This is a genomic window from Sphingomonas telluris (assembly GCF_022568775.1).
Lineage (GTDB): Bacteria > Pseudomonadota > Alphaproteobacteria > Sphingomonadales > Sphingomonadaceae > Sphingomicrobium > Sphingomicrobium telluris.
In genome coordinates this window covers 220,609-246,876 of record NZ_JAKZHW010000002.1, presented here as the reverse complement: position 1 = coordinate 246,876, position 26,268 = coordinate 220,609, and the positions used below count along the sequence as shown (strand labels likewise).

Annotated in this window: 29 protein-coding genes and 1 tRNA gene; 21 read left to right on the top strand and 9 right to left on the bottom strand. The window is 65.0% G+C overall.

The annotated features are described in order from the left end of the window. Positions 1–147: 147 nt before the first annotated feature. Together LZ016_RS12225 and hemE are read right to left on the bottom strand one after the other, a co-directional pair. The gene (locus tag LZ016_RS12225; protein WP_241447743.1) at positions 148–600 is read right to left on the bottom strand and encodes a CopD family protein; all 453 of its coding nucleotides are present in this window, start codon (positions 598–600) and stop codon (positions 148–150) included. Then, the gene (gene hemE, locus LZ016_RS12220) at positions 597–1,610 is read right to left on the bottom strand and encodes a uroporphyrinogen decarboxylase (RefSeq protein ID WP_241448368.1); all 1,014 of its coding nucleotides are present in this window, start codon (positions 1,608–1,610) and stop codon (positions 597–599) included. The genes LZ016_RS12225 and hemE overlap by 4 nt, the downstream gene beginning before the upstream one ends. A 345-nt stretch (positions 1,611–1,955) precedes the next feature. Between hemE and LZ016_RS12215 the strand changes: the two genes are divergently transcribed. The 9 genes from LZ016_RS12215 to LZ016_RS12175 all read left to right on the top strand — a co-directional run bounded on the left by LZ016_RS12215 (position 1,956) and on the right by LZ016_RS12175 (position 7,218). Then, positions 1,956–2,537, top strand: coding sequence for a Maf family protein (locus LZ016_RS12215; protein WP_241447742.1), 582 nt, complete (start codon positions 1,956–1,958; stop codon positions 2,535–2,537). A 40-nt stretch (positions 2,538–2,577) separates the two neighbouring features. Continuing rightward, positions 2,578–3,171 carry a dephospho-CoA kinase gene (gene coaE / locus LZ016_RS12210; RefSeq protein ID WP_241447741.1) on the top strand — a complete coding sequence of 198 codons (594 nt, stop codon included), beginning with the start codon at positions 2,578–2,580 and terminating at the stop codon, positions 3,169–3,171. Positions 3,172–3,192: 21 nt separating this feature from the next. Then, on the top strand, positions 3,193–3,891 hold the full coding sequence (gene dnaQ / locus LZ016_RS12205) for a DNA polymerase III subunit epsilon (RefSeq protein WP_241447740.1): 699 nt from the start codon (positions 3,193–3,195) through the stop codon (positions 3,889–3,891). 71 nt (positions 3,892–3,962) lie between these two features. Next, complete coding sequence (locus LZ016_RS12200) at positions 3,963–4,532, top strand: ribosome hibernation promotion factor (protein WP_241447739.1); 570 nt, start codon at positions 3,963–3,965, stop codon at positions 4,530–4,532. Positions 4,533–4,599: 67 nt separating this feature from the next. Next, complete coding sequence (locus LZ016_RS12195) at positions 4,600–5,064, top strand: PTS sugar transporter subunit IIA (RefSeq protein WP_241447738.1); 465 nt, start codon at positions 4,600–4,602, stop codon at positions 5,062–5,064. Continuing rightward, positions 5,045–5,518: a PaaI family thioesterase gene (locus LZ016_RS12190; protein WP_241447737.1), complete on the top strand. Its 474-nt coding sequence runs from the start codon at positions 5,045–5,047 to the stop codon at positions 5,516–5,518. The genes LZ016_RS12195 and LZ016_RS12190 overlap by 20 nt, the downstream gene beginning before the upstream one ends. Next, positions 5,518–5,859, top strand: a complete 342-nt coding sequence (locus LZ016_RS12185) for a DUF1491 family protein (RefSeq protein WP_241447736.1) — start codon at positions 5,518–5,520, stop codon at positions 5,857–5,859. The genes LZ016_RS12190 and LZ016_RS12185 overlap by 1 nt, the downstream gene beginning before the upstream one ends. Positions 5,860–6,037: 178 nt before the next feature. Further along, positions 6,038–6,691, top strand: a complete 654-nt coding sequence (locus tag LZ016_RS12180; RefSeq protein WP_241447735.1) for a cell wall hydrolase — start codon at positions 6,038–6,040, stop codon at positions 6,689–6,691. Positions 6,692–6,723: 32 nt separating this feature from the next. Next, the gene (locus LZ016_RS12175) at positions 6,724–7,218 is read left to right on the top strand and encodes an MmcB family DNA repair protein (protein ID WP_436286366.1); all 495 of its coding nucleotides are present in this window, start codon (positions 6,724–6,726) and stop codon (positions 7,216–7,218) included. On the opposite strand, the gene LZ016_RS12170 is transcribed toward LZ016_RS12175, so the two are convergent. Then, entirely contained in the window at positions 7,215–7,823 is a 609-nt protein-coding gene (locus tag LZ016_RS12170; protein ID WP_241447734.1) for an ankyrin repeat domain-containing protein, read from the bottom strand. The two genes, LZ016_RS12175 and LZ016_RS12170, sit on opposite strands and share 4 nt — an antisense overlap. A gap of 52 nt (positions 7,824–7,875) precedes the next feature. Between LZ016_RS12170 and LZ016_RS12165 the strand changes: the two genes are divergently transcribed. Both LZ016_RS12165 and LZ016_RS12160 read left to right on the top strand, forming a co-directional pair. After that, positions 7,876–8,328 carry a YcgN family cysteine cluster protein gene (locus LZ016_RS12165; protein WP_241447733.1) on the top strand — a complete coding sequence of 151 codons (453 nt, stop codon included), beginning with the start codon at positions 7,876–7,878 and terminating at the stop codon, positions 8,326–8,328. A 67-nt stretch (positions 8,329–8,395) separates the two neighbouring features. Further along, positions 8,396–9,025 (top strand): M48 family metallopeptidase, encoded by a 630-nt coding sequence (locus LZ016_RS12160; RefSeq protein WP_241447732.1) that lies wholly within the window; start codon positions 8,396–8,398, stop codon positions 9,023–9,025. Here the strand turns inward: LZ016_RS12160 and LZ016_RS12155 are convergent. Continuing rightward, positions 8,972–11,053, bottom strand: a complete 2,082-nt coding sequence (locus LZ016_RS12155; RefSeq protein WP_241447731.1) for a transglycosylase domain-containing protein — start codon at positions 11,051–11,053, stop codon at positions 8,972–8,974. The genes LZ016_RS12160 and LZ016_RS12155 overlap by 54 nt on opposite strands. A gap of 169 nt (positions 11,054–11,222) precedes the next feature. Here LZ016_RS12155 and LZ016_RS12150 point away from each other — a divergent pair, with 169 nt between their 5' ends. The 4 genes from LZ016_RS12150 to LZ016_RS12135 all read left to right on the top strand — a co-directional run bounded on the left by LZ016_RS12150 (position 11,223) and on the right by LZ016_RS12135 (position 16,087). Further along, a complete protein-coding gene (locus LZ016_RS12150) occupies positions 11,223–11,747 on the top strand; it encodes a DUF4402 domain-containing protein (RefSeq protein WP_241447730.1) in 525 nt (174 codons plus the stop codon). Positions 11,748–11,899: 152 nt separating this feature from the next. Further along, complete coding sequence (locus tag LZ016_RS12145; RefSeq protein ID WP_241447729.1) at positions 11,900–12,391, top strand: DUF4402 domain-containing protein; 492 nt, start codon at positions 11,900–11,902, stop codon at positions 12,389–12,391. 174 nt (positions 12,392–12,565) lie between these two features. Then, positions 12,566–13,387 carry a fimbrial biogenesis chaperone gene (locus tag LZ016_RS12140; protein WP_241447728.1) on the top strand — a complete coding sequence of 274 codons (822 nt, stop codon included), beginning with the start codon at positions 12,566–12,568 and terminating at the stop codon, positions 13,385–13,387. 30 nt (positions 13,388–13,417) lie between these two features. Continuing rightward, on the top strand, positions 13,418–16,087 hold the full coding sequence (locus LZ016_RS12135; RefSeq protein ID WP_241447727.1) for an MSCRAMM family protein: 2,670 nt from the start codon (positions 13,418–13,420) through the stop codon (positions 16,085–16,087). A gap of 81 nt (positions 16,088–16,168) precedes the next feature. On the opposite strand, the gene LZ016_RS12130 is transcribed toward LZ016_RS12135, so the two are convergent. Then, positions 16,169–16,255, bottom strand: a tRNA-Leu gene (locus LZ016_RS12130). 161 nt (positions 16,256–16,416) lie between these two features. On the opposite strand from LZ016_RS12130, the gene LZ016_RS12125 reads away from it, so the two are divergent. After that, positions 16,417–16,629, top strand: a complete 213-nt coding sequence (locus tag LZ016_RS12125) for a hypothetical protein (protein WP_241447726.1) — start codon at positions 16,417–16,419, stop codon at positions 16,627–16,629. 4 nt (positions 16,630–16,633) lie between these two features. Here the strand turns inward: LZ016_RS12125 and LZ016_RS12120 are convergent, their stop codons facing one another. After that, the gene (locus LZ016_RS12120) at positions 16,634–17,542 is read right to left on the bottom strand and encodes a zinc-ribbon domain-containing protein (protein ID WP_241447725.1); all 909 of its coding nucleotides are present in this window, start codon (positions 17,540–17,542) and stop codon (positions 16,634–16,636) included. A gap of 119 nt (positions 17,543–17,661) precedes the next feature. On the opposite strand from LZ016_RS12120, the gene ftsE reads away from it, so the two are divergent. The 4 genes from ftsE to LZ016_RS12100 are packed head-to-tail and all read left to right on the top strand — an operon-like array spanning position 17,662 to position 20,457. After that, on the top strand, positions 17,662–18,375 hold the full coding sequence (gene ftsE / locus LZ016_RS12115; protein ID WP_241448366.1) for a cell division ATP-binding protein FtsE: 714 nt from the start codon (positions 17,662–17,664) through the stop codon (positions 18,373–18,375). Beyond that, positions 18,372–19,250, top strand: a complete 879-nt coding sequence (locus LZ016_RS12110) for a cell division protein FtsX (RefSeq protein ID WP_241447724.1) — start codon at positions 18,372–18,374, stop codon at positions 19,248–19,250. The genes ftsE and LZ016_RS12110 overlap by 4 nt, the downstream gene beginning before the upstream one ends. Next, on the top strand, positions 19,247–19,780 hold the full coding sequence (locus LZ016_RS12105; RefSeq protein ID WP_241447723.1) for a YdcF family protein: 534 nt from the start codon (positions 19,247–19,249) through the stop codon (positions 19,778–19,780). The genes LZ016_RS12110 and LZ016_RS12105 overlap by 4 nt, the downstream gene beginning before the upstream one ends. Then, a complete protein-coding gene (locus LZ016_RS12100) occupies positions 19,777–20,457 on the top strand; it encodes a lysophospholipid acyltransferase family protein (RefSeq protein WP_241447722.1) in 681 nt (226 codons plus the stop codon). Before LZ016_RS12105 ends, LZ016_RS12100 begins: the two co-directional genes overlap by 4 nt. Here the strand turns inward: LZ016_RS12100 and pheT are convergent. Both pheT and pheS read right to left on the bottom strand, forming a co-directional pair. Next, positions 20,446–22,800: a phenylalanine--tRNA ligase subunit beta gene (gene pheT / locus LZ016_RS12095; RefSeq protein ID WP_241447721.1), complete on the bottom strand. Its 2,355-nt coding sequence runs from the start codon at positions 22,798–22,800 to the stop codon at positions 20,446–20,448. The two genes, LZ016_RS12100 and pheT, sit on opposite strands and share 12 nt — an antisense overlap. Next, a complete protein-coding gene (gene pheS, locus LZ016_RS12090) occupies positions 22,797–23,864 on the bottom strand; it encodes a phenylalanine--tRNA ligase subunit alpha (protein ID WP_241447720.1) in 1,068 nt (355 codons plus the stop codon). Before pheS ends, pheT begins: the two co-directional genes overlap by 4 nt. Before the next feature lie 58 nt (positions 23,865–23,922). Between pheS and LZ016_RS12085 the strand changes: the two genes are divergently transcribed. After that, positions 23,923–24,831: a DUF5996 family protein gene (locus LZ016_RS12085; protein ID WP_241447719.1), complete on the top strand. Its 909-nt coding sequence runs from the start codon at positions 23,923–23,925 to the stop codon at positions 24,829–24,831. Here LZ016_RS12085 and LZ016_RS12080 read toward each other — a convergent pair. Then, positions 24,828–26,252, bottom strand: coding sequence for a helix-turn-helix domain-containing protein (locus LZ016_RS12080; protein ID WP_277622773.1), 1,425 nt, complete (start codon positions 26,250–26,252; stop codon positions 24,828–24,830). The genes LZ016_RS12085 and LZ016_RS12080 overlap by 4 nt on opposite strands. Between the last annotated feature and the right edge of the window lie 16 nt (positions 26,253–26,268).

The following is a 26,268-nucleotide window of genomic DNA, read 5'->3' as shown; positions in this document are numbered from 1 at the left end:
AGAAGAGTAGCTTTAGTCAAAAAGCGCGGGATGGGCAGGACGCCTCATCCGGGACAAACGGTTCATCGGCGGGAAAGTGGAACTGGCCGATTCAGCCGTCGCCGCCGAGGTATGTTTTGCAATGCCCTGAGTCAATGCTCCGCGGCGTCAGAACGGCTTTACGATGACCAGGACGACGATGATCGCGGCGGCGACCCCCGGGAGTTCGTTCATGATGCGCAGCGTCTTGTTGTCGAGCGGACGATGCCCTGCGGCGAGCCGGCGGCCGTAAGAGCCCAGCCAGCCCTGGTAACCGGTCAATCCGACAACGAAGAGAAGCTTCGCGCTGAGCCAATGCTGACCGAAGGCGGCCAAATGGAACGCCAGCAGCAGGCCCAGGACCCAAACGATGATCATCGAAGGCGTCAGGATGATGGTGCGGACGCGGTCCTCACGCTCGGTCCAGGCGCGGTCCTCGGCCGAACCGGGCGAAGTCTCGTGATGATAGACATAGAAGCGCGGGAGAATGAACAGACCCGCCACCCAGAAGATGACGAAGGTGACGTGCGCAGCCTTCACCCAGGGGTAAGCGGCACCGAGAAAACCGGCGAACTGGCTCATGCGCGGCCCTTCACTGCGGCAAGCATCTGCTCGACATTCGCGATCGGAGTTTCCTGAAGAATCCCGTGCCCCAGATTGAAGATGTGCGGCCGGTTCGCGAACGCGTCAAGGATGCGCTGGACGGCTTCCGTTAGGCGTTCGCCGCCTGAGAGCAGGGCCAACGGATCAAGATTGCCCTGGACAGGCAGGCCGTCCGACAAATCGCGGTCCGCCCAGACGGGATCGACGGTCTCGTCCACGCCGATCGCGTGAACGCCGGTTTCACGAGCATAGGCCGGTAGCTTGCCGCCGGCGCCCTTGGGGAAGCCAATGATCTTCACGTGCGGATGCCGCCTCTTCAGCGCGGAGATGATCTTCTCAGTGGGAGCGATGACCCAGCTCTCGAACTCGGCCGGCGCCAAGCTGCCTGCCCAGCTGTCGAAGATCTGCACTGCTTCCGCGCCCGCCTCAATCTGCCCGGCGAGATAATCCAGGGTCACGTCGACGATCCGGTCGACGATCGCGTGGAAGCGCCCCGGATCGGCGTAGGCGAGGCGGCGCGTTTCCGACTGGTCGCGGCTGCCCTGCCCCGCGACCATGTACGTCGCGACGGTCCAGGGCGCGCCGGCAAAGCCGATGAGCGTCTTCGAAGGATCCAGCGCTGCCTTCACCTTGCGCACCGTCTCGTAGATCGGATCGAGGCGCGTAAGGTAGGGCGTCAGGTCCTCGAGCGCTGCGGTGCTCAGCGGGGGCGTCAGGCGGGGCCCCTCACCGGCGACGAAGCTCAGGTTCTGGCCGAGCGCAAACGGAACGATGAGGATGTCCGAGAAGAGGATCGCGGCGTCGAGCTCGGGAAAGCGCTTCAGCGGCTGCAGCGTCACTTCCGCCGCGGCGTCGCTGTCATAGACGAGGTCGAGGAAGCTGCCCTTGTCCGCTCGCAGCTGGCGATACTCAGGGAGATACCGGCCGGCCTGGCGCATCATCCATACGGGAGGAGGGCTGACGCGTTCACCGCTGAGCACGGCAAGCATGGGCTTGCGCGCCAACGCGCCGTCGGACCGCTCATTCGGGCTCGAGGCCACCCTCTTACTCTCCTTATATATAAGAATCTTAGAAGACTGATGATGTTGTTGGCAGGCGGGACGCGGGGTTTAGGCGCGGCTCCCGAATTTGCCAACAAGCCGCGGAATCGCGCTCCCAAGGCGAATCCGCGAGTCGCACCGGCTGTTGCCCATGATTCACAGGCTGGGGATGGAATCCGGGCTCCGTGGATGAATCTTGGGAAGGTCCGAAACGGATGTCGGACAAGTGGCGAGTTGAGCCGCTCCCCATCCTGGCGCTAGGACCTCGCAGGGTCTTTTCCACAGGATTGTCCTTTGCCGCTAATCCTTGCCTCCGGAAGTGCCATCCGCCGGACCATGCTCGAGGATGCAGGCGTCGAGCATATCGCGATCAAGCCGGATGTCGACGAAGGTGCCGCGAAGGCGCGGCTGAGCACTGCGGAGGAAATCGCGGGCGAGCTGGCAAGGCAGAAGGCGATCGCCGTAAGCGTTGCGCGGCCGGGCGAATGGGTCATCGGAAGCGACAGCGTCGTGTCCGTCGGCGGACGGATCTTCGACAAGCCGCGGGACCGCGTGAACGCTGTAGAGCATCTTCGCCTGTTTTCGGACCAGTCGATGATCCTGACCAGCGCGGTTGCTCTGGCTCGCGATGGTCTATGCGACTGGAGCCACGTCGATACCGCCCGCCTGCAGGTGCGGCCGCTTTCGGAGGACTTCATCGAATCCTATCTCGATGCGGAATGGCCGGACGTCGGCTATTGCGTGGGGGTGTTCCGGATGGAGGGCCGCGGCGTGCAACTTTTCGAGCAAATCGACGGCAGCTATTTCACAATTCTCGGAATGCCGCTGATCCCGCTTCTCGGCGCGCTTCGCGAGAGAGGAGTTCTACCATCGTGACGTCACGACGGCATGACGTCACTTTTGCTGAGGGCAATCTGTGATCCGCCTGGCACTCACTGGCTCGATCGGCATGGGCAAGTCGACCGTAGCCGACATGTTCGAGCGCGCAGGCGTGCCGGTGTTCGATGCCGACGCAGTCGTCCGCGACCTCCGGGCCAACGATCCGAATCTCATCGCGGCGATCGGCGAGCGGTTCGCAGGCACGGTCAGCGATGGCGCTCTCGATCGCGAAGCGCTTGCACGCGCAGTGCTTGGCGCACCCGCAGAGCTCCATGCATTGGAGGCCCTCGTCCACCCGCTCGTACACGCGGCCCGAACACGTTTCATCCTTGATCATCGCGATGCCCCGGCGCTGCTGTTCGACATTCCGCTGCTGTTCGAGACTGGCGGGGGCGAGGTCTTCGACAAGGTGATAGTCGTTTCGGCTCCCGAGGAGGTGCAGCGCGATCGCGTCCTTCGCCGGCCCGGCATGACTCCGGATAAGCTTGAGGCGATTCTTGCCCGCCAGATGCCCGACGCGGAGAAGCGCCGGCGCGCGGATTTAGTGATCGACACGAGCGGCGACCTATCCACAACTGAAAGCCAAGTCCGGGAAATTCTCGCTTGTCTGGAAATCCCCGCAGAGCGATAGATTCCCTTAGGGGTAAGGGTGTTGCGCGAGATCGTCTTCGATACGGAAACCACCGGGCTGAATCCGGCGACGGGCGACCGCATGGTCGAAATCGGCTGCATCGAGATGATCAACCGCGTCGAGACCGGCCGGCATTTCCACGCTTACTTCAATCCCGAACGCTCGATGCCGTCCGAAGCGGAGGCCGTTCACGGCCTTTCGACGATCTTCCTCTCCGCTCAGCCTCTTTTTGCGGAGAAGGTCGAGGAGCTGCTCGACTTCATCGCCGATGCGCCGCTCGTCGCCCACAACGCCACGTTCGACTTCGGATTCCTCAATTACGAGCTGCAGCTTTGCGGTCGGCCCGTCGTGTGCATGAGCCGGATGGTCGATACGCTCGTGCTCGCTCGAACCAGGCATCCGGGCGCCAAGCACAGCCTGGATGCGTTGTGCACGCGCTTCGGGGTCGACCGCAGCCTGCGCGTAAAACATGGGGCTCTTCTGGATGCACAGCTGCTTGCGCAGGTGTATGTTGAGCTTACCGGCGGCCGTCAGATCGGCCTCGGCCTCGTCGCCGACACGGACCCCGGCGAAGTCAGGGTCAGCGGGCGTACCGTGAGCGTCCGCGAGCCTCGCGTTCCGCGTCCGCATTTCGCGAGCGCGGAGGAACTGGAGCGGCATCGTGCGTTTATCGCACGATTGACCAGCCCTTTGTGGGAGCGCTTCGCCCCCGCTGTCTGAGGCGCTGGTCAACGCCAGTAGCGGCGCGAACCCTCCGGTCCGCGCCAGCCAAGGAAGGAGGGCTAGCTCAGGTGGACGTACGGGTGACGGGCCATCAGCAGGATGTTGCTGACTCGCTGCGCGACCAGGCAATCGGTCGCATGGAATCCATTGCGGACAAGTATTTTTCCCGCGCTGTTGCGGCCAACGTGACATTCAGTCCGGGGCCCCAGAACGACTTCATCTGCGATATCGTGGCGCCGGTGACGAACGGCGTCGTCCTCAAGGCGCACCACCGTGCGCAAAAATCCGACATCGCCTTCGAAGCTGCAGCCGATAAGATCGAGACCCAGCTTCGGCGTTACGCAAAGCGTCTGCGCGAGCATAAGGGCAACGGCGCCGACGCGCTCATCGAGAACGCCGGCTATACGATCTTCGCGCCTCAACAGGAGGACGCCGACGAGGATGAGGGGACGGCCCCGGCGATTGTTGCGGAAACGCGCGTCGACATTCCCGAGGCGAGTGTTTCCGATGCGGTCATGCTCATGGACCTGCGCAACACCAGCGCGCTGATGTTCAAGAACAGTGGCACAGGCGAATTGAACATGATCTATCGCCGCGAGGACGGAAACATCGGCTGGGTTGAACCCCAGGACCGCTGACCCAATTGTGATTTCGTGTAACGGTCTCTAATGCGGCGCGCCGCCGCATTCTGTTGGTTGAGTTGACATGCAGCTTTCGGATTTTCTCGATTTCGACGCGATCAAGGCCTCCCTCTCGGGGGGAAACAAGCGTGCGCTCCTGCAGCAGCTTTCGCAGCTGGCGGCACAGCGCCTGGGCGTCGATTCCGGCGAGATCCTGTCGAGCGTCACGGAACGTGAGCGGCTTGGGTCGACCGGCTTTGGCCACGGCGTCGCGATCCCGCATGGAAAGATCGAGGGGATCAACCGGATCTACTGCCTGTTTGTCCGGCTCTCGGAGGCGATCGATTACAAGGCGATCGACGGGCAGAAGGTGGACCTGGTCTTCCTTTTGCTCTCGCCGCCCGACGCGGGGGCCGAGCATTTGAAAGCGCTGGCCTCGATCAGCCGGGTGACTCGCCACGCGCCCACGCTGGAGAAGATGCGCGGCGCGCGAAGCCGCGACGCGCTCGCCGCCGTGCTCATGGGGGCCGATGAGCGCGACGCCGCCTGACGAATTGGCGGCGACTGGGGCGGAGGCGCACTTCCGCCGTCTCGAAGCACTTTATCGTTCGGCTCCGGTGAACCGGCAATTCGACTCGGACATCGAGATCACCGGCGCCGGGACCGCGCGAATCCGGTTCAAAGTCGACGAGGGGAGCTTCCACGCCGCCAATGCGGCCCACGGCACTCTCTATTTCAAGATGCTGGACGACGCGGCCTTCTATGCGGCGAACAGCCTCATCAGCGACCGCTTTCTCCTGACGACCGCGTTCAACCTGCACTTCACGCGGCCTATGCGGGCCGGGCAGGCGATTGCCGAAGGCCGCTGGATCAGCGGCCGCCGGCGAGTCCTGATCGCCGACGCCCACATCATCGGTCCGGATGGGGAGGAAGCCGCGCGCGGCACGGGAACCTTCCTGCGGTCGCACATCGCACTCAGTAGTCTCGCGGGCTACGCGGGCTGATGACCGACCGGCTGCCGGCTCATGTCGAGGCGGCTGCGATCCGGCGCCGCGCGGAGGCCCAGGGCGGGTTCGCTGCGGTGCTCAAGAAGGGCGATCCGGATCGCGGGGCGCTGACGCTGATCCTGCGTTGCAGGGGCGAGGTTCACGGCCTGCTGGAACGCGAGCTCGGGCCGGATTTCACGTATCAGTGGGTCTTCAAGAAGTTCCCTGAAACAGCTGGTTCCGATTCTCTCGACGAACTGGTCCGCAAAAAAGCGCGGTTTGACGCGGATTTTTGGTTAATTGAACTAGATATCGCGGACCCGGAACGATTCATCGCTGAAACGATGCCTCCGGGTTGACCCTGAGCCCGACCGGCCCAAAACCTAGGACAAGCACAGAGCGGGGGGCATCCTCCAACCGGGATTAGCCGGAGGAGATGCCACGCAAGACGGGGAGCAACCTTAGACGCAATACGCCGTGTTTCGAGCGTGAGTTTGTGCGTCCTCAAGGGGGCTAACCGCAGTTTGTCCGGAAATTATGTTGGTATCGCTTCGATCGGCACTGCTGATCTTCGCCGCGGTAAGCGGAAGCTCGGTTGCTCCGGCCCAGGTTGGCCCGAGCTCTGAACCCCTCATCGCCGCAACGAGCGCTTCGCTTCCGAAGATCGTTGAGCCCGATAGAATCGAATATCCTGCTCTGCCGGTGTCGAACGACCCGGTCGTTACTCCCGACACTGACTCTACCGCCGACGTTCAAGCGACTCCCGCCAAGCCGACGGGCGACCTGCCGTCGCTGGTCGAGCAATTCCGCAGCGCGGATGCGGGCAGTCACGAGGTCGAGTGCCTGGCGGTCGGCATCTATTTCGAATCCAAGAGCGAGCCGCTCGCGGGTCAGCTGGCCGTCGGCCAGGTGATCGCGAACCGCGCCAATTCGAACGGCCGTTTCCCGTCGACCTATTGCGGCGTGCTTTTCCAGCGTGGGCAGTTCAGCTTCGTCCACGGCCGTTCGCTTCCCTCGGTTCCGCGCGCCAGCCGCCAGTGGCAGACCGCGGTCGCGATCGCCAAGATCGTCGACCAGGATCTGAAGGACTCGGCGGCCAACAATGCCCTGTTCTTCCACGCCAAGCGTGTGTCGCCGGGCTGGCGCCTGAAGCGCGTCGCCTCCATCGGCAATCACGTCTTCTACCGCTAGGCGGCGTTCTAATTCTGTTCTAGCCTTCGGGGGTGAGCACAGCCCCCGAATCGATTCTCGGACCCTGCTTCCAGGACGCGCCTCCCATCGCCGCGGAGGTCGCGCGCGGGGTCACTCGCCTGTTCTGCCGCCAGGACCTGTTCGCCATCTGCGAAGTGCCGCTCGCGAACGGCCGTCGCGCCGACATGATGGCGATCGACGGCAAGGGCGCGCTCACGATCGTAGAGATCAAGGTCGCCAAGAGCGACCTGCTCGGGGACGCGAAGTGGACGGAATATCTCGACTATTGCGACCGCTTCTTCTGGGCGGTCCCGCCCGAGCTGGCGCATCATTGCGAGGCGGAGAGATTCCTTCCCAACGAAGCGGGCCTTATCGTCGCCGACCGTTACGACGCAGTGCTGGTGCGCGACGCGGTGCAGCGGCCGCTTCCGCCCGCGCGTCGGAAGTCCGAGCTGCTACGCTTTGCGCGGCGGGCCGCGCGCCGCCTCTCGGCGCAGATCGATCCGAGCCTCGGGGACGACTTCTAGAGCTTGAAGCTGTTCAGGTCGTCGGACTTGGGTTTCGACGCGGGTTTCTTCGCCGCTTCGATCGCGTTCAGAATGTCGCGGGAACGATTGTCACGCTTGGCATAATCGCGCGCCGAATAGCCTGCCGCGCTGTCCTTCCGGTCTGGGTCGGCGCCATGCGCGAGAAGAAGCTTCACGGCCTCCAGCTCGCGCTGCTGGACTGCGACGATCAGCGGCGTCTCGCCCATCTTGTTCGCTGTATCGACCTTGACGCCCAACTGGAACAACAGGTCCATAGCCGGCAGGAATCCAACGCGCGCCGCCGTGATGAGCGGCGTGTCGCCGTTCGACGCGGCAAAGTTCGGGTCTGCACCCTTGCCGAGAAGGAATTGCGTCCAGAGCTCATCGCTGCGGGCGATGACGATATTCAGCGCAGTCTCGCCCTTGGCGTTTCGCGTGTTGAGGACCGTCGGCCGGTCGTTCACCAGCTGCGTCGCCTTGTCGCCATCGCGGGATTTGACGGCGCTGATGAACGGCTCGGCGTCCGAGACGTAGGATTGCGCGAGCACGGGCGAAGCCGTCGAAACAGCCGCTGCCGCAAGCACCACCCATCCGAAGCGCTTCATATTCCGAACCCTTTTGTCCCCGGTGTCCTTGAATGCGTGCCGATAGCAAAGCATGTCTGAACTTGTCATGGCCGATGTGAAGCCTTTCTGGGAGAGACCCCTCGCCGAACTCGACCGCGGTCAGTGGGAAGCGCTGTGTGACGGCTGCGGCCGTTGCTGCCTCCACAAGCTAGAGGATGAGGAGACTGGCCTCATCTACCCGACCAACGTCGCCTGCGCCTTGCTCGACCGGCGCAACGGGCGCTGCACGGACTATGCGCATCGCAAGAGCCGGGTGACCGACTGCGTGGTCCTGAGCCGGAACAGCATCGGGAAGCTGGATTGGCTACCGGAGAGCTGCGCTTATCGGCTGCGCTCGGAAGGCCAGCCTCTCCCCGCCTGGCATTATCTCGTCTCGGGCAGCCGTGAGACGGTTCACGAGGCGGGTCAGTCCACGCGAGGCTGGACGGTCAGCGAGGCCGACGTCGAGGAACTGGAGGATCATGTCGTCGACAAGGCCCTCTGAGGCACTGTTCCAGCATTCCGACCTGCCCTTGCCCGTGGAGATCCGCGGGATCCGTGGAGCGCGCAGGATGCGGCTGCGGCTCGACGAGCGGCGCGGCGTCCTCAAGCTCACGGGTCCGCTGCGCATGAACCGCAAGGTCGCGCTCGCCTGGGCAGCCGAGCAGCGGGAGTGGGTCCAAGCGCAGCTCGGCGCGATGTTGCCGAGCGAACCTCTTGAATCCGGCGCGCGCATTCCGGTGGAGGGCGAGGAGGTCGAGCTGGTGTGGTCGCCGACCGCGCCACGTACCCCGAAGTTGACAGGCGGCCGGCTGACCTGCGGCGGTCCTCAAGACGGCTTCGCGCGTCGGATTGAGCTCTTCCTCAAACGTCGCGCGCTGGACGTTTTGTCGTCCGAGACCGCGGAAATCGCCCAGCGCGCCGGCGTAACGGTCAAAGCGGTCGGCGTTGGCGATGCCGACACGCGCTGGGGCAGTTGCTCCTCGGCCGGCCGGATTCGTTACAGCTGGCGGTTGATCCTCGCCCCTCCGGAGGCGCGGCGTTACGTCGTCGCGCACGAGGTCGCGCACTTGCGGCACATGGATCATGGCCGCGAATTCAAGGCGCTAGAGTCTGAGTTGTTCGGCGGCGACGCGGACGCCGCGCGGCTATTGCTGCGGCGTGTCGGGGGCCGGCTCAAGCGGATCGGGCGGTCGCACTGACCTCGGCTGCGGCTGCGTCGGTTGCGGCCGTACAACCTGAGGCTGAGGCGGAGCCGGGCGAACCGGCTGGTTGGAGCGCTGCCCGTTCGGCGGAAGAACCTGGTCCAGCCATTGCTGATCGACCTGGCCACCCTGCGGCTGCTGCGTCTCTGGCGGCGGCGGATTGTCGGCTGGCTGATTGGGCAGCGGGTTGCCGTTTTCGTCGACCAGCGGCTCGAAACCCACCTGGTTGTCGGTGGCATATTCGGCGCCGTCGTCCCCCAGGTCCCAATCGGGAACTGGGACCTGGGTCTGGAACTGCTCGACGGGCCGGTTGGCGACGGCGACGCTCATGAAATCGTGGAAAGCTCGCGCAGGCGCGGTGCCGCCCTGAAGGCCGGCGATGGGGCGCGCATCGTCGCGGCCCATCCACACGCCGGTTGTCAGCCCGCTCGAGAAGCCGATGAACCAGCCGTCCTTGTTGGAGCTGGTGGTGCCCGTCTTGCCCGCGACGGGCCGCCCTATCTGCGCAGCGCGACCGGTGCCGGTCATCACCGCGGTCTGCAGCAAGTCCGTCATCTCCGCCGCGACCCAAGGCGCGACGAGCACACGGCCTTCCTCGGCATCATGTGCGTAGAGCTGGCGTCCGTCGGCGGTTACGACACGACGGATCGCGTAGGGCTGGACCGCGACACCCTGGTTCGCGACCGATGCGAAGGCACGGGTCATGTCGATGAGGCGGACCTCGCTCGTTCCCAGCACCATCGAGGGGAAGGTCGAGATCTTGCTGCTGATGCCGAACCGGCGTGCCATGTCGGCGATGGTGCCGAAGCCAACCTGAGCGCCGATCTTTGCACTGATGGTGTTGATCGATCGCGCAAACGCTTCGCGCAGCTCGACCGGGCCGATGTTCGTGCGCGTGGCATTGCGCGGCGTCCAGCCGTCGATAGTCACCGGTTCATCGACCAACGTATCGGTCGGCTTCATCCCCGATTCGAGCGCCGCCAGGTAGACGAAGAGCTTGAAGGCCGAGCCGGGCTGCCGTTCCGCCTGCGTCGCCCGGTTGTAGATCGAGCTCACATAGTCGCGACCGCCGACCATGGCGCGAACGGCGCCATCGCGATCCATCGCCACCAGTGCGCCCTGCGCATTCGCCGGCGCATTCGCAACAATGGCGCGATCCGCCGCAGCCTGCATGTTCGGATCGAGCGTCGTCCAGACTTCGATCGGCTCGCTCGATTCGTCGATGAGCGCGTCGAGCTGCGGGAGAGCCCAGTCGGTGAAGTAGCGAACGCTGTTCTGCTTGGTCGTCGGCTGGATCGCGATAGTCGCCGGATCGACCTGCGCGGCACTGGCCGAATCGACGAAGCCGTTCTGGACCATCGTCTGCAGCACGACCTTCGAACGGTCGCGCGCGGCCTCGACGTCTGCCGTCGGCGAATAGTTTGACGGCGCCTTGACCAGACCGGCGATGATCGCTGCCTCACCCAGCGACAGGTTATGCGCGCTGTGACCGAAGAACCGGCGTGATGCCGCGTCGATTCCGTACGCGCCGCCGCCGAAATAGACGCGGTTGAGATAGAGTTCGAGAATCTCGTTCTTCGAGAACTTGCGCTCGATCGCCAGCGCCAGGATGGCTTCCTTCACCTTGCGGGCGAAAGTCCGGTTGTTGGTCAGGAAGATATTGCGCGCGAGCTGCTGCGTGATCGTCGAGCCGCCCTGGGCCCAGTGCCCAGTTTGCGCCCTCACCTTCACTGCGCGCGCCACGCCAAGCGGATCGACGCCGAGGTGAGAGCGGAAGCGCTTGTCCTCGACCGCGATCATGGCCGCTCGCATTTCCGGTGGAATGTCGTTGTACTTCAGCCATTGACCGAAGCTCGGCCCGATATTGACCAGCACGGCGCCGTTCGCCGCGCGAACTCGGATCATCTGGCCAAGATCGCTGCGCTTCGCGAGCGACGAATAGCTCGGCAGGTTGGCATAAGCGACCGCCACGGCGACGATGAGCGCCAGCAATCCGACCAGCGCGAGATAGACGAGCGCCTTCATCGCTGTGACTAACGGCCGGCGGGAAGGTGAAGGATCAGCGCGGGCCATCTGGGATCAACGGATAGAAAGTCATTGGGGAACCGACAAGCGTCACTGTTCGATCCCGTGCGACGCAGGACGTTACCCGCGGATTAACCCTGTTTTATGCATTCGCCGCTAGCGTCGCCCGATGATGGAACGTCGTGTGTTCATCGCGTTGTGGCTTCTTGCCGCTGTGGCCCTCGCCCCGGCGCCGTCGGCGCTTGCCCAGTGCAGGCTCTGTTCGACCCCCACAACTGCTCCTGAAGCGGCCACTGCTGACGGCCTGATCCACCTGGAAGTGGATGCTGCTCTCGACTTCGATCGCCTCATCGTGCTCGGCCGCGGCGCCGGCACTGCGAAGCTGGGCCCTGACGGTTCGAGCCAGACCACCGGGACCGTCGAATCCCTGAGCGGCCGAGCGATGGTCGGCGAAGCGCGCGTACGCGGGCAGCCGGGCCGCGCCATCCGTATCGACCTTCCCCGCCGCATCGAGCTCTATTCCGCAAACGGTGGGCGAATCACGATCGACGAGATCACCACTGACCTTCAGTCCGTTCCGCGTCTGGACGCGTCGGGAACGCTCAGCTTTCGATTCGGCGGGCGCATCAGCGTGCGCGGAGATGAGGAAGGCGACTTCCGCGGCGACCTTCCGATCACCGCCGAATATCTGTGAGAACGATCCGTTTCGGACTGAATCCTTTCCGTTCCGGTAACCATCCCCTTGAGGAAAGCCGTAAGCGCATGAGGTTAATGCGGGAAGCACGGGTGACCGAGCCAAAAGGTCGGGCAGCCGCCGAACTTTTGGACTCAAGTGGGGAAATAACAATGACCAAGCTTCTTCGTATGGCGGCCGTTGCCGCACTGACGCTGTCTACGACGCCGGCCTTTGCCGCGCCGACGCCGCCGGACAAGCAGGCGACTGCAACCGTCACGATCGTCAAGCCGCTCAAGCTTGAGTGGGCTCAGGATCTCGACCTTGGCTCGATCACGTTGACCGGCAGCGGCTCGACCACGGTCGGCATCACCAAGGCTGGCGTGTTCAGCTGCCCGGCCGGCAACGCCACCTGCACGGGCACTCCGAAGGTCGCCAAGTACAAGGTCACCGGGATCCCGGGTCAGTCGGTTACGGTCAACAGCGGCAACGTCACGCTGACCAGCGGTGCGAACCAGCTTCTGATGACCGTCGATGCTCCGGCCTCGGTCCTTCTCACGAACGCGCTGGGTGACGAGTTCTCGATCGGCGGCAACGTGACTGTGAACGGTGCGACCGTCGACGGCACGTACCAGGGCACCTTTGCGGTGACCGTCAACTACTAAGTGGGCGTTTCTTCGCCGCGCAGGCGGTGGAGGGCAGGAGGGTCGCCGGAAACGGCGGCCCTTTTTGTACGTGGAAAACGGCTGTTAGCGCGCATGGTTGACCGAAAATAAACCAAATCGGAGCAATGACGAAGGCGATCACTCCGGAATGGAGTCAACGAAGGATCGCCGAGCATGCGTACTGTCATCAACACCCTCGCCGCCGTCGCCGTGCTGGCGCTTCCGTCGGCCGCTGCAGCCTCTGAGGGAGGCGTCGGCGACCTGCTGGTCGCGCCTACGCGCATCGTCCTCGACGGCCGCAAGGGCGCGGAGGTCGTCCTCAGCAATATCGGCAATGAGCCGGCGAGCTATCGCATTTCCGTCGAACTACGCCGGATGGCCGAGGACGGCACCTTGCAGGACGTCGCGGAGCCGACCGACCGCGACCAGGTCGCCGAGGACATGATCATCTATCATCCGCGCCGCGTCGATCTGGCGCCGCGCACCCCGCAGATCATCCGCATCGCTGCGCGTCCGGGTCCCAACATCCCCGACGGGGAATATCGCGTGCACATGCTGTTCCGCGCGATCCCGCCGGCAATTCCCGTCACCGACCAGCCTGCAGAGAAGGGCAAGGGCCTCAGTTTCGAGCTGATTCCCGTCTACGGTGTGACCATTCCGGTGATCGTCCGTCTGGGCAATCTTCAGGTGAAGGCGGGAATCGACGACATCCGGCTGGAATCGAAAGATGGCAAGCAGACCGTCGGACTGGACCTCAATCGCAGCGGCGATCGGTCGACCTATGGCGAAGTGCGCGTCTTCAAGGCCGGCGTGAAGGATCCGATCGCGATCCAACGTGGGGTCGCGGTCTACACCGAGCTGAGCAAGCGCCACGTCAGCATTCCCGTCAGCGACGAGTTCAAGGGCGACCCGCGCGGGCCGGTGACCGTCCAATATGTCGAGACGTTCGGCGACGGCACGAACACGATCGCCGAGCAGAAGGCGGTTCTGCGCTAGCAGCGCGAGAGATCGGCGGGGACGATCGCAATGCTTGCTGCCGGCAAGAGGCTAGGCTCTGCCCTGGCACTCCTCGGCGCCGCCCTCGTCGGCGGTGTCGGTGCCGGCGCGGCGACGCCCAGCGGCTGGACCGCGGACCCGGAGAAGCAATTTCTTCTGGACGTCGATCTCCGTCGGCTGCGGCTTGGCGACGGCGTTCGCGCGTACACCACGCCCGAGGGCACGTGCGTGATCTTCGGCGACTTCCTTACGGCCCTCGACGTGCCGATGAAAATCGACCTGGCTGCGAAGAAAGCCAGCGGATGGGCCTTCAAGGAGGAGCACCGGATCGTCATCGATGCGGAGGCGGGCTCAGTCACTTACGGCCAGACCACCGAGCCTCTGGCCGCCGGCGCGGTTCGCGAAACGCCCGACGGCTGGTGCATCGACACGGCTGCGCTGGCCCGCTGGTTCGGAATCGGGATCAAGCCGCTGACCAATGCGTCCGCGCTCGTCCTGGAATCCGAAGCGAAGCTGCCGGTCGAGCTCGCAATCGAGCGAAAGCAGCGCGCGGCTTCCCTCAAACCGGCGAAATTCGACCTGTCCACGCTTCCACAGGTGAAACTGCCGTACAGGATGTGGCGGACGCCCGCTCTCGACTTCGTCGTCACCGCGGGCGTGACCTATAATGCGCACAGCGGCACTCGGGTGGACCGTCGGACGGCCATCTACGCCGCCGGTGAGATCGCTACCCTGTCCTACGACGCGCAGCTCGCGACCGACGAGAAAGGCATTCCTGCCTCGTTGAGGATGCGCGCCTATCGTTCGAGCCCCGACGGCGGCATGCTCGGCCCACTCAACGCGACGCATTTCGCCATCGGCGACGTCGTCGGCCTCGACAGCCCGCTCAGCGGCTCGGCGGTGAGCGGCCGCGGAGCGCTGGTGACCAACCGTCCCGTGGTACAGCCTACGGCGTTCGACCAAACCCATTTCGAGGGAGATCTCCCCCTCGGATGGGAGGCGGAGCTGTATCGCAACGGAGAGCTCGTCGCCTTCGCTCGCCCTACCGACCAGCGCTATAGCTTTGACGACGTTCAGCTTTTCTACGGCGAGAACCAGATCAGCGTCGTAATGTACGGCCCACAAGGGCAGATACGGACGCGTGAGGAAACGATCAACGTCGGCCAGGACAATGTTCCGGCCGGGAAGACGTGGTACTGGGCGGGCTTCAACCAGCCGTCGCGCGACCTGGTGGCGCTCAACAAGCCTCCGGACATCGTCGACATCCCGAAAATGCAGGCCTCGGCCTCGCTGGAACACGGAATCGACGACCGCACATCGGTCGGCGCGCTCGCGCGCATGATGCTGATCGACGATCAGCGAGTGACCTTCGTGGAGGGGTCGGTGCGGCGCTCGATCGGCACCGCGCTGGTCGAAGTTGCCGCTGCGCGAGCGAACAACGGCGGCACGGCGGCGCGAGCGCAGATGGTGGGCCGTTTTGGATCGGTGAACCTCAGCGGCGAAGCGCTCATCGCCAGGAATTTCATCCTCAGTGGGCGCCGTGAGAATACGGCTCGCGACGTGCGGCTCAATATCGACGCACCCGTGAAGATCGGCCGCCTGGTCATCCCCGCGCATGCCGATGTCCGCTACGTGAAGTTGACCGATGGCGTGAGTGAGCTTGAGGCGGCAACAAGATTGTCGGCCAATATCAACCGGTTCAATCTCGCGACCGACATCCGGTACACCCAGCAATATCTTGCCCACGGTCCTGCTCCGCCGGGGGAATTGACCGCCGAAATGATTGGCTCCGGCCGCGTGGGCGATGTTCGCTTGCGCGGCTCGCTCGTCGCCGAAACGCTTCCCCAGACGCGATTCCGATCGGCGGAGCTGTCGGCCTATTGGTCGGCAAGCGATCGCGTCGATTGGGAGGGCGCGGTTGCGTACGATGCCGACGTGCATCGTGCGCGCGCGCGGATCAGTCATATCCGCCGGCTGAGCACCATGGCGCTTACCTTCACGGGGGAAGCGGCGACGGACGGATCGGTCGCGGTGGGACTGAATCTCAACTTCTCGCTCGATCCGATCCACGGCGTAACGCTGTCACGGCAGCCGCTTGCCGGCGCGGGGGCAATCCGCGCGCGTGTCTACAGAGATCTCAACGACAACGGCGTGCGCGACACGGCCGAGCCGTTTGAGAAAGGGGCGCTGATCACGACGGGCACGCGAATTGCCGACCATCCGACCGACGACAAAGGCTCGGTCCTGGTCGGCGGGCTGAATACCTATGCTCCGATTGCGGTAGGCGTCGACGCGACAAGCCTCGCGGACCCTACGTTGGTGCCTAAGAAGGCGCTCCAGGTGGTCGTACCGAGGCCGGGCGTGCCCGCAGACGTCGAAATCGGCCTCGTCGGCGGCGGTTCGATCGAAGGAATCATCGTCAAGAACGGAGGACTGGGCGTCGAAGGCCTCACGCTCGAGCTCGTGGACGCGAACGGCAAGGTCGCAATGAAGGCGCAAAGCGACTTCGACGGTTTCTTCCTGTTCGACCGCGTCCCTTACGGCAAATACCGTGTCCGTCTGTCGTCAGACACGGCCGAGGCGGCGAAGCTCATCGCCGATCTGAACATCTTCGCGAGGGTTAGCGATGAGAAGCCGGTCGTTCGCCTCGGAACGATCGAGGCACAGCCGCTGCCGCGAATGGCATCCGCCGACCGATAGTCGTCTCAGACGACTCTTTTTCGCTATTGAGAATCGGGAAGAGGAAGTCCGCTCCACTTCCGGGAGCGGTCCACTCAGTCATGGTGCGGTCGAGAAGACTCGAACTTCCACGGCCTTTCGGCCACAGCGACCTCAACGCTGCGCGTCTACCAGTTCCGCCACGACCGCACGTCATGAAGATGGGAGGCGGCGGATCGCCGCAACTCCTTGGCAGGCGCGCGCCTCTAGCAAAGGGTTTCCGGCCGCGCAACGGCGCTTTCGCGTCCCGCTGCGGAACAATGCTTAATAGCTTGTTTACCTTTGGCCGCCGGTGCGTTTAGCTATGGGCAATGCTGTCGCTCCTCCTCGCCGCCGCGCTGTCCGAAGCACCGCCGAAGACGGTCGCAATTCCGGTGCAGCAGGCCCGGGCCACGGTGACGATCGTTCGAGTGTCGCCGGTACGTTTCGGCTTTGAGCCGGGGGAGTTCGGCAGGCTTCGCGCGACAAAGGTGCGCGAACGCGACGGGACCATCAGGCCGGCATCGCTAGTCGAATTCTACTGAGGAATCAGGCCTTTGGCTCGCCGAGAGTGACGGTGAGCTCCTCCGCGGCCGGCGGGATGTTCAGCTCTGCGCTGTTGAACGTCGTGCTTCCGCCAGGCGGGATCGTCCGCGCGGGCGGCGGGATCGTCCAGCTGTAAACGACCTTGCCCTTGCTGTCGTGCAGCTGTGCGTGGATCGGCGGCACCTTCTGCAGCTTCTGCGTCGGATTGATGATCCGACCACTGATGTTGAGGAATTCGTTGCCGCTGGCGAGCTGAGTGCGGTCGCTGTGCGTCATCATCAACTGGAGAGGGGTTTCAGCGCTGGCGATGCCCAGGCGCTGCTTCCATTCCGGCGGCGCGAAGAACCAGATGCCCACAGCCACGGCCGCGATTATCAGAAGCAGCACCAGAATGGTGATGAGGCGCCCGCGCGACTTCGTTTCTGTCGGCTCACGCCGCGCGAAGGGGCTGAACTCGTCGTCCTGTTCGACCCACTCGAGCCGGCCTGACGGAGCGGCCTCTGCGAGCTCCGTGACTTCGGCTTCCGGCGGGATCGGGGGTGGCGATGGCGCCTCCACGAGCGGCTCGTCCCCCCGTTCGACCTCAGACGCGGGCGGGAAGCTCTCCTCTGATCGCTCCCTGGCGACCTCTGCAAATTCCTGCCGGGCGGCATAGCTCTCGCCGAAATGTTCGCGTGGCTCGTCGACGGCCTCGGCGGCGGCCTGGTCCATGGGTGGCAGCACGGGAGAGGACGCGGCCTCCGACGCATTTTCCGCTTCCGCCACAGTCTCGCGCGGTTCTTCCGCCGCTCCGGCCGGCGTCTCGCGCCAGCTGTGACCGCATGCCTTGCAGCGCACCTGCCGGCCGGCCGGCGGGATGGCGCCGTCCTTCACGACATATTGCGTTCCGCAGGAGGGGCAGGTCAGGATCATTCGCGCTTTTCCCGCTCGGGGCCTTTCCGCCGTTTTCAAAGGGTAAACAGGAATGCGCGCCCATTGGCAAGGCGGCGGCCGCATGCGAGAAGTCCCTTCAGTGATGGAGGGGCGGGCTTCTGTCGGCTATCGTCGAATTCGACAGCGTCGGGTTGCGTTACGGCACTGGAGCCGAGGTCCTGCGCGACCTCGATTTTCGGTTGGCCAAGGGCGGCTTCTATTTCCTGACCGGCCCATCGGGCGCGGGGAAGACCTCTCTGCTGCAGCTTCTGTATCTCGCGCGCCGTCCGACGCGCGGGCGGATCCGCCTGTTCGAGGAGGATCTGAGCGAGGCTCCGCGCGAGATTCTGCCTTCGTTCCGGCGGCGCATCGGAGTGGTCTTCCAGGATTTCCGTCTCATTCGGCACCTGTCCGCCTTCGACAATGTGGCGTTGCCGCTGCGGATCTCAGGCAGGACGGATGCGGAGGTCGAAGGGCCGGTTCGCGAAATGCTGGCCTGGGTCGGGTTGGCGGACCGCGCGAGTGCTCGCCCGCCGACCCTTTCGGGCGGAGAGCAACAGCGTGTGGCGATCGCCCGGGCCGTTATCAGCCAGCCGGAGCTGCTAGTCGCCGACGAGCCGACCGGCAACGTGGATGCGGAGATGGCACAGCGGCTGCTTCACCTGTTCTCCGCGCTCAATCGCCTTGGGACGACGATCGTCGTTGCGACGCACGACTTGAGCCTGATCACCAGCACTCCCGGCGCGCAGCTGATGCGACTGGAAAAGGGCACGATGGCCGATCCGACCGGCCTGCTTCGCCACCCACCTCAGTTGACGGCGGGCTCGCGATGAAGCTGCCGCTGTTCACGGTGTCGGAGGCGGAGCGGCGCTTGCTGCCGGGCGCGACCCTGCGCGGTCCGACGCTCTACGTCATCGCCATCATGACCTTCGCCATGATGATCGTCGCCGCGGCCGGTCTCACCCTTGCCAATGCCGCGGGCATCGTCGCCGGCGCCGTGGAGCATCGCTACGTTCTTCAGCTCAACGATGGCGGCGGAGGTAAGCTGGAGGCGGCCGTCGGCGCAGCCCATGCAATTCCCGGAGTCACGTCCGTCGAGCCCGTGTCTCAACAGGAGATGCGGCGTACCCTCGAGCGGTGGCTGGGGCCAGGCGGGGTCGGGAATGAGCTCCCCGTCCCGGCGATCATTCACCTGGATGTCGCACCGGACGCCGATCCTAATGCTGTCGGAAAGGCGCTCGAACGATCGGTGCCAGGCGCCCACTTCATTGCGGAACAGGCCACCGTCCGTCCGCTTCTGGGCTCGCTCCGGGCCCTGCGCTGGCTCTCGGTCGCCCTCGTGTTGTTGATGGCAGCTGCGACGGGCGCTGCAGTCATCCTCGCGGCCCGCGGAGCGCTCGATACGCATCGCTCGACCATCGAGATCATGCACGGCATCGGGGCGACGGACGAGCAGGTCGCGAAGCTCTTCCAGCGCAAGATCGCGCTCGATGCGATGGCCGGAGCTCTTGCCGGCGGTGCCGCCGCTGCGATCGGCTTGCTCATCATCGCGGGAAGCGGAGCAGCGATGGCGAGCGATCTCGCGGGAAGCTCGCCGCTTCGCACCAGCGATCTGATCATCCTGGCCCTGATGCCGCTCGCGGCGGTCTTCCTCGCGACGCTTGTTGCGCGGGCCGCGGTGCTCAGTGCATTGCGCGCCGCTCCATGATCGCCCGCTTCCTTTCGCTCCTTCTCCTCCTCTATCTGCTTGGCTTCATCCTTTTCGGAGTGACGCTGGGGCGGCCTGCCAAGGAGGATGTGACCACCGACGCGATCGTGGTGATTACCGGCGGCCCCGGCCGGATCGAGCATGCGATCGACGTTCTTGCGGACGGCAAGGCGAAGCGCGTCCTGGTCTCCGGAACCGACCCGTCGGTCACCAAGAATGACCTGATTGCGCGGCTCGGCGGGCGGGCGCGGCTCGTCAAATGCTGCGTCGACCTTGGGAGCGAGTCCGTCGACACGCGCTCAAATGCCGAAGAGGCCCAGCGCTGGCTCGCCAAGCGCAACTACAAGTCGGTGCGCCTGATCACGAGCGATTGGCACATGCGCCGCGCGAGCTATGAGTTCCGGCGCGTTCTCGGCGGCAAGTACAAGTTGGTGAAGGATGCGGTGCGGACGGAGCCGGGCTTCAAGATCCTCTTCGCCGAGTACAACAAGTATTTGCTGCGCAAGCTGTCGGTTTGGATCGACGTGTGATCCAGGCGGTCATCTATGCCCTGATCTTCTACCCCGCGACCGCGCTCTTCGTTCTCGGCTGCTTCGTGGCCAGCCTGTTCGGATCGGGACCCATCCGATCCGTGGTGCACGCCTGGACCGATTTCCATCATGGGCTGGCTAAGCTGCTCGGGACGCGGCTGGTCGTTGAGGGGACGATTCCTCCCGGGGCCTACCTGATCGCGGTCAAGCACCAGTCGATGTTCGAAACGCTTGAGATGATGCGGATCGCACGGACGCCGGTCGTCGTCCTCAAGCGGGAGCTCAGCGTTTTGCCGGGCTTCGGTTGGGCCACGCGACGTTATGGCGTCATTCCGGTCGACCGGCAGGCAGGTGCGAAGGCTCTCCGCGAAATGCTTGCGGCGGCCAAGGACGCGCTGGCGACCGGGCGGCCGGTACTCATCTATCCGGAAGGGACGCGGGTGCGGCCGGGAGAGCAGCCGGCGTTGGCCGCGGGCTTCGCGGGTCTTTACAAGGCGCTCGGCCTTCCAGTGGTCCCAATTGCGCTGGACAGCGGACGTGTGTGGGGCGCGAACCTGCCGAAGGGGAGCGGGACCGTGCGCTTCCTGATCGGGTCGCCGATCCCGTCCGGCCTGAAGCGCGAGGAGATCGAAAGCCGCGTGCACGCGGCGATCAACGCGCTCGAATCAGCTCCTTAGGCGGGCGCCGAGCTTCTCGCCCGCAGCCACGACACGCTTCGAAATCTCGCCGAGCTCGGCTTCGGTGAAGCTCTTTTCCGCCGGCTGAAGGGTGACTTCCACGGCAAGGCTAAGTCCGTCCGGAGTCTCGAAGCGGTCGAACAATCGTGCGCCGACGATTGCCTGCTTGTCGGCGCCGCGGATCGCGCGGACCAGATTGTCGGCCGGCACGTCCGCGGGAACGAGAAAGGCGAAGTCCCGCGTCACAGGCTGGAGGGCAGGCGGCGTGAAGTGCGGCCGCGAATGTCCGCTCGACCGCGGAAGCGGGATGGCGTCGAGATAGATCTCGGCCGCCACCGCGCGTTCCGGAGCGTCGAGCTCCTTCGACAGTCGCGGATGAAGTTCGCCAAAGGCCGCCAGGATCGTCTTAGGGCCGAGCCGCAGCGTCGCCGAGCGGCCCGGATGCCAGGTAGGCCCCGCGTCCGCGAAGAGCTGGAGATTGCCGACCGGGGCGCCCGCCGCTTCGAGCAGTGCGATGGCTTCGGCCTTGGCATCGAACGCGTCGAAGGTCTTCGCCTTGCCGCTTTGCCAGCTGCGCGGGTGCTTCTCGCCTGCCAGCAGCAAGGTCGCGGTCGGCCGCTCGGCCTCTTCCAGATAGCGACGGCCGATCTCGAACAAGCGTATCGACGAAGATCCGCGTGCGAGGTTGAGGCTCGCCGCGGCAATCAGGCCGGGCAGAAGCGAGGGCCGCATCACCTTCATTTCCTCGCTGATCGGGTTGGCTACCCGCCAAGGGGCACCTCCAACGACAGCCGCTTCCTTTTCGGAGATGAAGCTCCAGGTGACCGCCTCGTCCAGGCCGCGCGCGGCGGCAGTGCGGCGCACCTTCCGCTCAAGCAACTGGGAACGCGTCGCCGTTGGCTTGGCGACACCCGGGCTGCGCGGAAGCGGCGTGGCGACGACCTTGTCGTAACCGGTGATGCGGGCGACTTCCTCGACGAGGTCCGCCGACCCGTCGATGTCGCGCCGCCACGTCGGCACGCGGGCCGAGCCGTTCTCCAACTTGAAGCCGAGCGATTCGAGGATTGCGCGCTGGCGCGCCTCCGGAACCTCGACGCCGCCGAGCGCGAACGCGCGTTGGGGGAGGAACGGCACAATCTTCTGCTCGATCGGCGGCTCGCCGACGTACAGCGCTTCCGAAGCCTCGCCACCGCAGATGTCGAGAATCAGGCCCGTGAGAACGTCCAAGCCGTCCTTGAGGAAGGCTGGGTCGACGCCGCGTTCGAAGCGGGTGCGGGCATCGCTGGTGAGGCCGAGCTTCTGGCCGGTGCGAGCGATGTTTTCCGGCGTGAAGTAGGCGATTTCCAGCATCACGTCGGTCGTGCCTTCGCTGACACCCGAATCCTCGCCGCCCATGATGCCGCCGATATCGTGCACCTGACGCTCGTCGGCGATCACGGTCATGGACGAGTCGAGCGTGTATTCCCTCTCGTTAAGCGCCAGCACCTTCTCGCCGTCGCGTGCGGCGCGGGCGATCAGCGCACCGTCGATCTTCGCGATGTCGTAAGCATGCGCCGGACGACCGAGATCGATCATGACGTAATTCGTGATGTCGACCAGCGCCGAGATCGGCCGCTGGCCCGCGCTCTTCAGGCGGCGCTGCATCCACTCCGGCGACGGTCCGTTGCGTACGCCGCGGACGGCGCGCCCGAAGAAGGCTGGGCAACCCGCCGAATCCTCGATGCGAATGTCGATCGGCGATTTGAAGCTGCCCTCGATCTGCGGAACGGCGAGTGGCTTCAGCGTGCCGATGCCGGCGGCTGCGAGGTCGCGCGCAATCCCGCGAACGCCCATGCAGTCCTGGCGGTTGGGCGTGACGTTCACGTGGAACACCGGGTCGTTGAGACCGGCATAGTCCGCGAAGACGGCGCCCACGGGTGCGTCCTCGGGTAGCTCGATGATGCCGCTATGGTCGTCGCCCAGCTGCAGCTCGCGCGACGAACACATCATTCCGCGGCTCTCGACGCCACGGATGGCGGCGACCTTCAGCGTCAGGTCCGACCCGGGCACGTAGGTTCCCGGTCCGCCGAAGACGCCGACCAGGCCGGCGCGTGCATTCGGAGCGCCGCAGACGACCTGGATCTGCTCACCGGAGCCCGCATCCACCGTCAGCACCTGCAGCTTGTCCGCTTGCGGATGCCTTTCCGCGGTAAGCACCTTGGCGACGCGGAACGGCGCCAGCGCCTCAGCCGGATTCTCGACACCTTCGACCTCGAGGCCGATCGCCGTCAGCGTGTCGGCGATAGTCTGGGCATTGGCATCGGTGTCGAGATGCTGCTTCAGCCAGCTCAGCGAGAACTTCATGCGCCCACTCCTCCACTGAGCGTGGGCACGTCGAGCGCTCGGAAGCCGTAATGCTTCAGCCAGCGGATATCGCCGTCGAAGAACGCGCGCAGGTCGTCCATTCCGTATTTCAGCATGGCCAGGCGATCGATACCGCAGCCGAACGCGAAGCCCTGCCATTCGTCGGGATCGAGCCCGCAATTGGCGATGACGCGCGGGTGAACCATCCCGGAGCCGAGCACTTCCATGAAGCCCTCGCTGCCGCCGATGACGCGCTTTCCGTTTTCGAGCGTGTAGCCGACGTCGACCTCCGCCGAGGGCTCCGTGAATGGGAAGTAGGACGGGCGCATCCGCAGGACGACATCGTCGCGCTCGAAGAAAGCGCGGAGGAAGGTCTCCAGCGTCCACTTGAGATGGCCCATGTGGATCGCGCGGTCGATGACGAGGCCCTCGACCTGGTGGAACATGGGCGTGTGGGTCGCGTCGCTGTCCGATCGGTACACGCGTCCGGGGGCGATCATGTAGATCGGCGCTCCCTTGGCCTGCATGGCGCGGATCTGGACCGGCGAGGTGTGCGTCCGCAGCACCTTCGGTTCCTCACCGGGCTCGCGCGGCTCCGTGTAGAAGGTGTCCTGCATCGCGCGCGCCGGATGGAACTCGGGCATGTTGAGCGCGGTGAAATTGTACCACTGATCCTCGATCTCGGGCCCCTCACCGACCGTGAAGCCGAGGTCGGCGAAGATTTCCGCAAGCTCGTCCATCACCTGGCTGACGGGGTGGACGGTACCGCTCGGGCTGTCCTGCGCCGGCAGCGAAAGGTCGATCGTCTCCGTCGCGAGCTTGCGATCGAGCTCGGCGGCTTCCAGCGCGGCCTTGCGGTGGGCGATGGCTGAAGTGACCTGCTCGCGCAGCGCGTGGATCTTGGGCGCTTCGGCGGCGCGCGTGTCCGGGTCCATCGATCCGAGCGACTTCAGGCGCGCGGTGATGCTTCCGGACTTGCCCAGCACGGACACGCGCAGCTGGTCGAGCGTACCAAGGTCGGTCGCGCCGCGGATTTGATCGAGAATGTCAGTGTCTGACGCCATGGCGCGGCCTTAGCTGCACCGCAGCGCAAATTGCAAAGGGCCGTGCTAAAGGGCGGCGATGAGCTGGCCCGTTCTCGATCCGGCGAAGGATCACCAGACGCTTTCGATCCTGCATCTGGCGGCACAGATGCTCGGCAAGATCCGGGTGCGCCATGCTCCGTGGACCAACCACGGCTGGCATGTCGCGCTTCAGCCGAACGCGCGCGGACTGGCGACATTGCCGACAGCTGCAGGCGATGGACGGACGTTCACGCTGGCGCTCGATCTCTGTCGGCACGCGATCGTCCTGACGACGAGCGCCGAGGAGCGGGAGGAGCTTCCGCTGGCTGCAGGAAGCATCGCAGCATTGCATAGTGGCGTGGTCGAGATGCTTCGTAAGTACCAGCTTCCGAGCGACTTCAGTGGCAAGCCCAATGAGATTCCGGACGCCGTGGCCTTCCCCGACGACAAGGCTCACCGCGTTTACAGCCGCGATTCGGCGGGCAGGCTGCGCGAGGCGTTCGCCGCCATGCTCCCGGTGTTCGAACGCTTTCGCGCCGGCTTCACGGGCAAATCGAGCCCCCTGCACTTCTGGTGGGGGAGTTTCGATCTGGCCGTCACGCGCTTTTCCGGGAGAACAGCCCCGCAGCATCCGGGGGGCGTTCCGGGCCTGCCCGACCGCGTCACTCGCGAAGCCTATAGCCAGGAAGTGTCGAGCGCTGGCTTCTGGGCAGGCGGCGTCACCCAAGCCGACCCCTTCTTCTACAGCTATGCCTATCCCGAGCCCGCGGGCTTCCGGGACCGAACCGTCGCGGCAGGCGCCTTCGACGGGAACTGGCAGGAATTCACGCTCTCGTACGAAGAGGTGCGGAGCGCGGCGGATCCGGAAGCCGTGCTGACCAGCTTCCTTCAATCGACATATGATGCAGCGGCCGATCTTGCCGATTGGGACCGCGTGAAACTGGAGCGGGAGCCGGTCGCGCCCTAGCCGGGCAGGAACGGGAAGGGCGAGATCGTTTTGCGGTTCTCATGCACGGCAAGCATCCGCCCTGCCGGCGGTGTCGCGCGATAAGGGCATTCCATCCGCGGGCAGATCGCGCAGGCCGGGCCGACCGGCGTCGCCGGCGTGTTCGCCAGGTCCAGACCGTCGGCATAAGCGATGCGCGGCGCGTAGCGAATGTCGCAGCCAAGGCCGATCGCCAACAGCGCGTCGTCGCGCAGGTCGGGGCGGATAGGACGCTCGATCGTGCGGCTGATGGTGAAGAAGCGCTGGCCGTCCGGCGTTTCGATCAGCTGGCGGATGGTCTGGCCGGGCGTCTGGAACGCCGCATGCAGGTGCCAGCGCGGGCAGGTCCCGCCGAAGTGCGAGAAGGGGAAGCTCTCGCCCGCGTAGCGCTTCGAGATATTCCCCGCCGGATCGACGCGCAGCATGAAGAAGGGAACGCCGCGTGCGCCGGAGCGCCCGAGGGTGGTGATGCGATGGGCGATCTGCTCGACGTTCGCCCCGAACTGGCCGCACAGCCGGTCGATCGCATAGCGGTGCTCTTCGGCGGCGCGGAGAAAACGGCCGTAGGGCATCATGATCGCACCGGCCGCGTAGTTGGCGAAGCTCATGTGAAGCAGCGCGCGGGTCCCTGCATCCGGCGGACGCGCGTCGTCCGCCATTCGCTGAAGAAGCGGCGCCAGCTCCAGCAGAGCGAGCTGATAGGCAAGGCCGAAGGTGCGATTCTCGGAACGCAGCAGCGCCGAGATCATGAAAGTCCGCCGCTGCGGGTCGTAGTGCTGGCTGAAGCCCGCGAGCAGCTCCGGTGCCACAACCTGCGATTCGACGCCGAACGCTTCCTTGAGCCGCCGACGGAGTGCTTCTGACACCGACAATGGATCGTTCAGCGCCTCGCCGAGAATTTCGCAGCGCTCCTCAAGCTCCGGATAATGGTTCCGCTGCGCCTGGATGTAGTCGCGCACCCAGGTCTCCGGCGTGATCAGCGAGCGCGGATCGGCGGTGGTCTCACCTTCGTCAATGTCGAGCGGCCGTCGCTGAAGCTCACGCAGCGCGGTGTAGAGGCGCACGACACCCTCGGAGACCGCGGGAGCGTTGTCCGCCAACTCGATCAATTCCGGCCTGCCGATACCAAGGTCAGAGAGCATCGGATCGGAGAAGACTTCGCCCAGCTGCTCCGCCCCTGCCGTGTCCCCGCCATCGGAGGCGAAGGCCTTCATGTCGATGTCGAACGCTTCAGCCAGCCGCAGGAGGATGCCTGCGGTGACCGGCCGCTGATTGCGCTCAAGATGGTTCAGGTAAGAGGCGGAGATGCCGATTTCGGCGGCCATGGCGGCCTGGTTGAGGCCGCGGTCGCGCCGGAGCCGTCTCAGCCTCGCACCCAGCAACAGCTTTCGTTGCACTGCCATGGTACAATTGTGAATG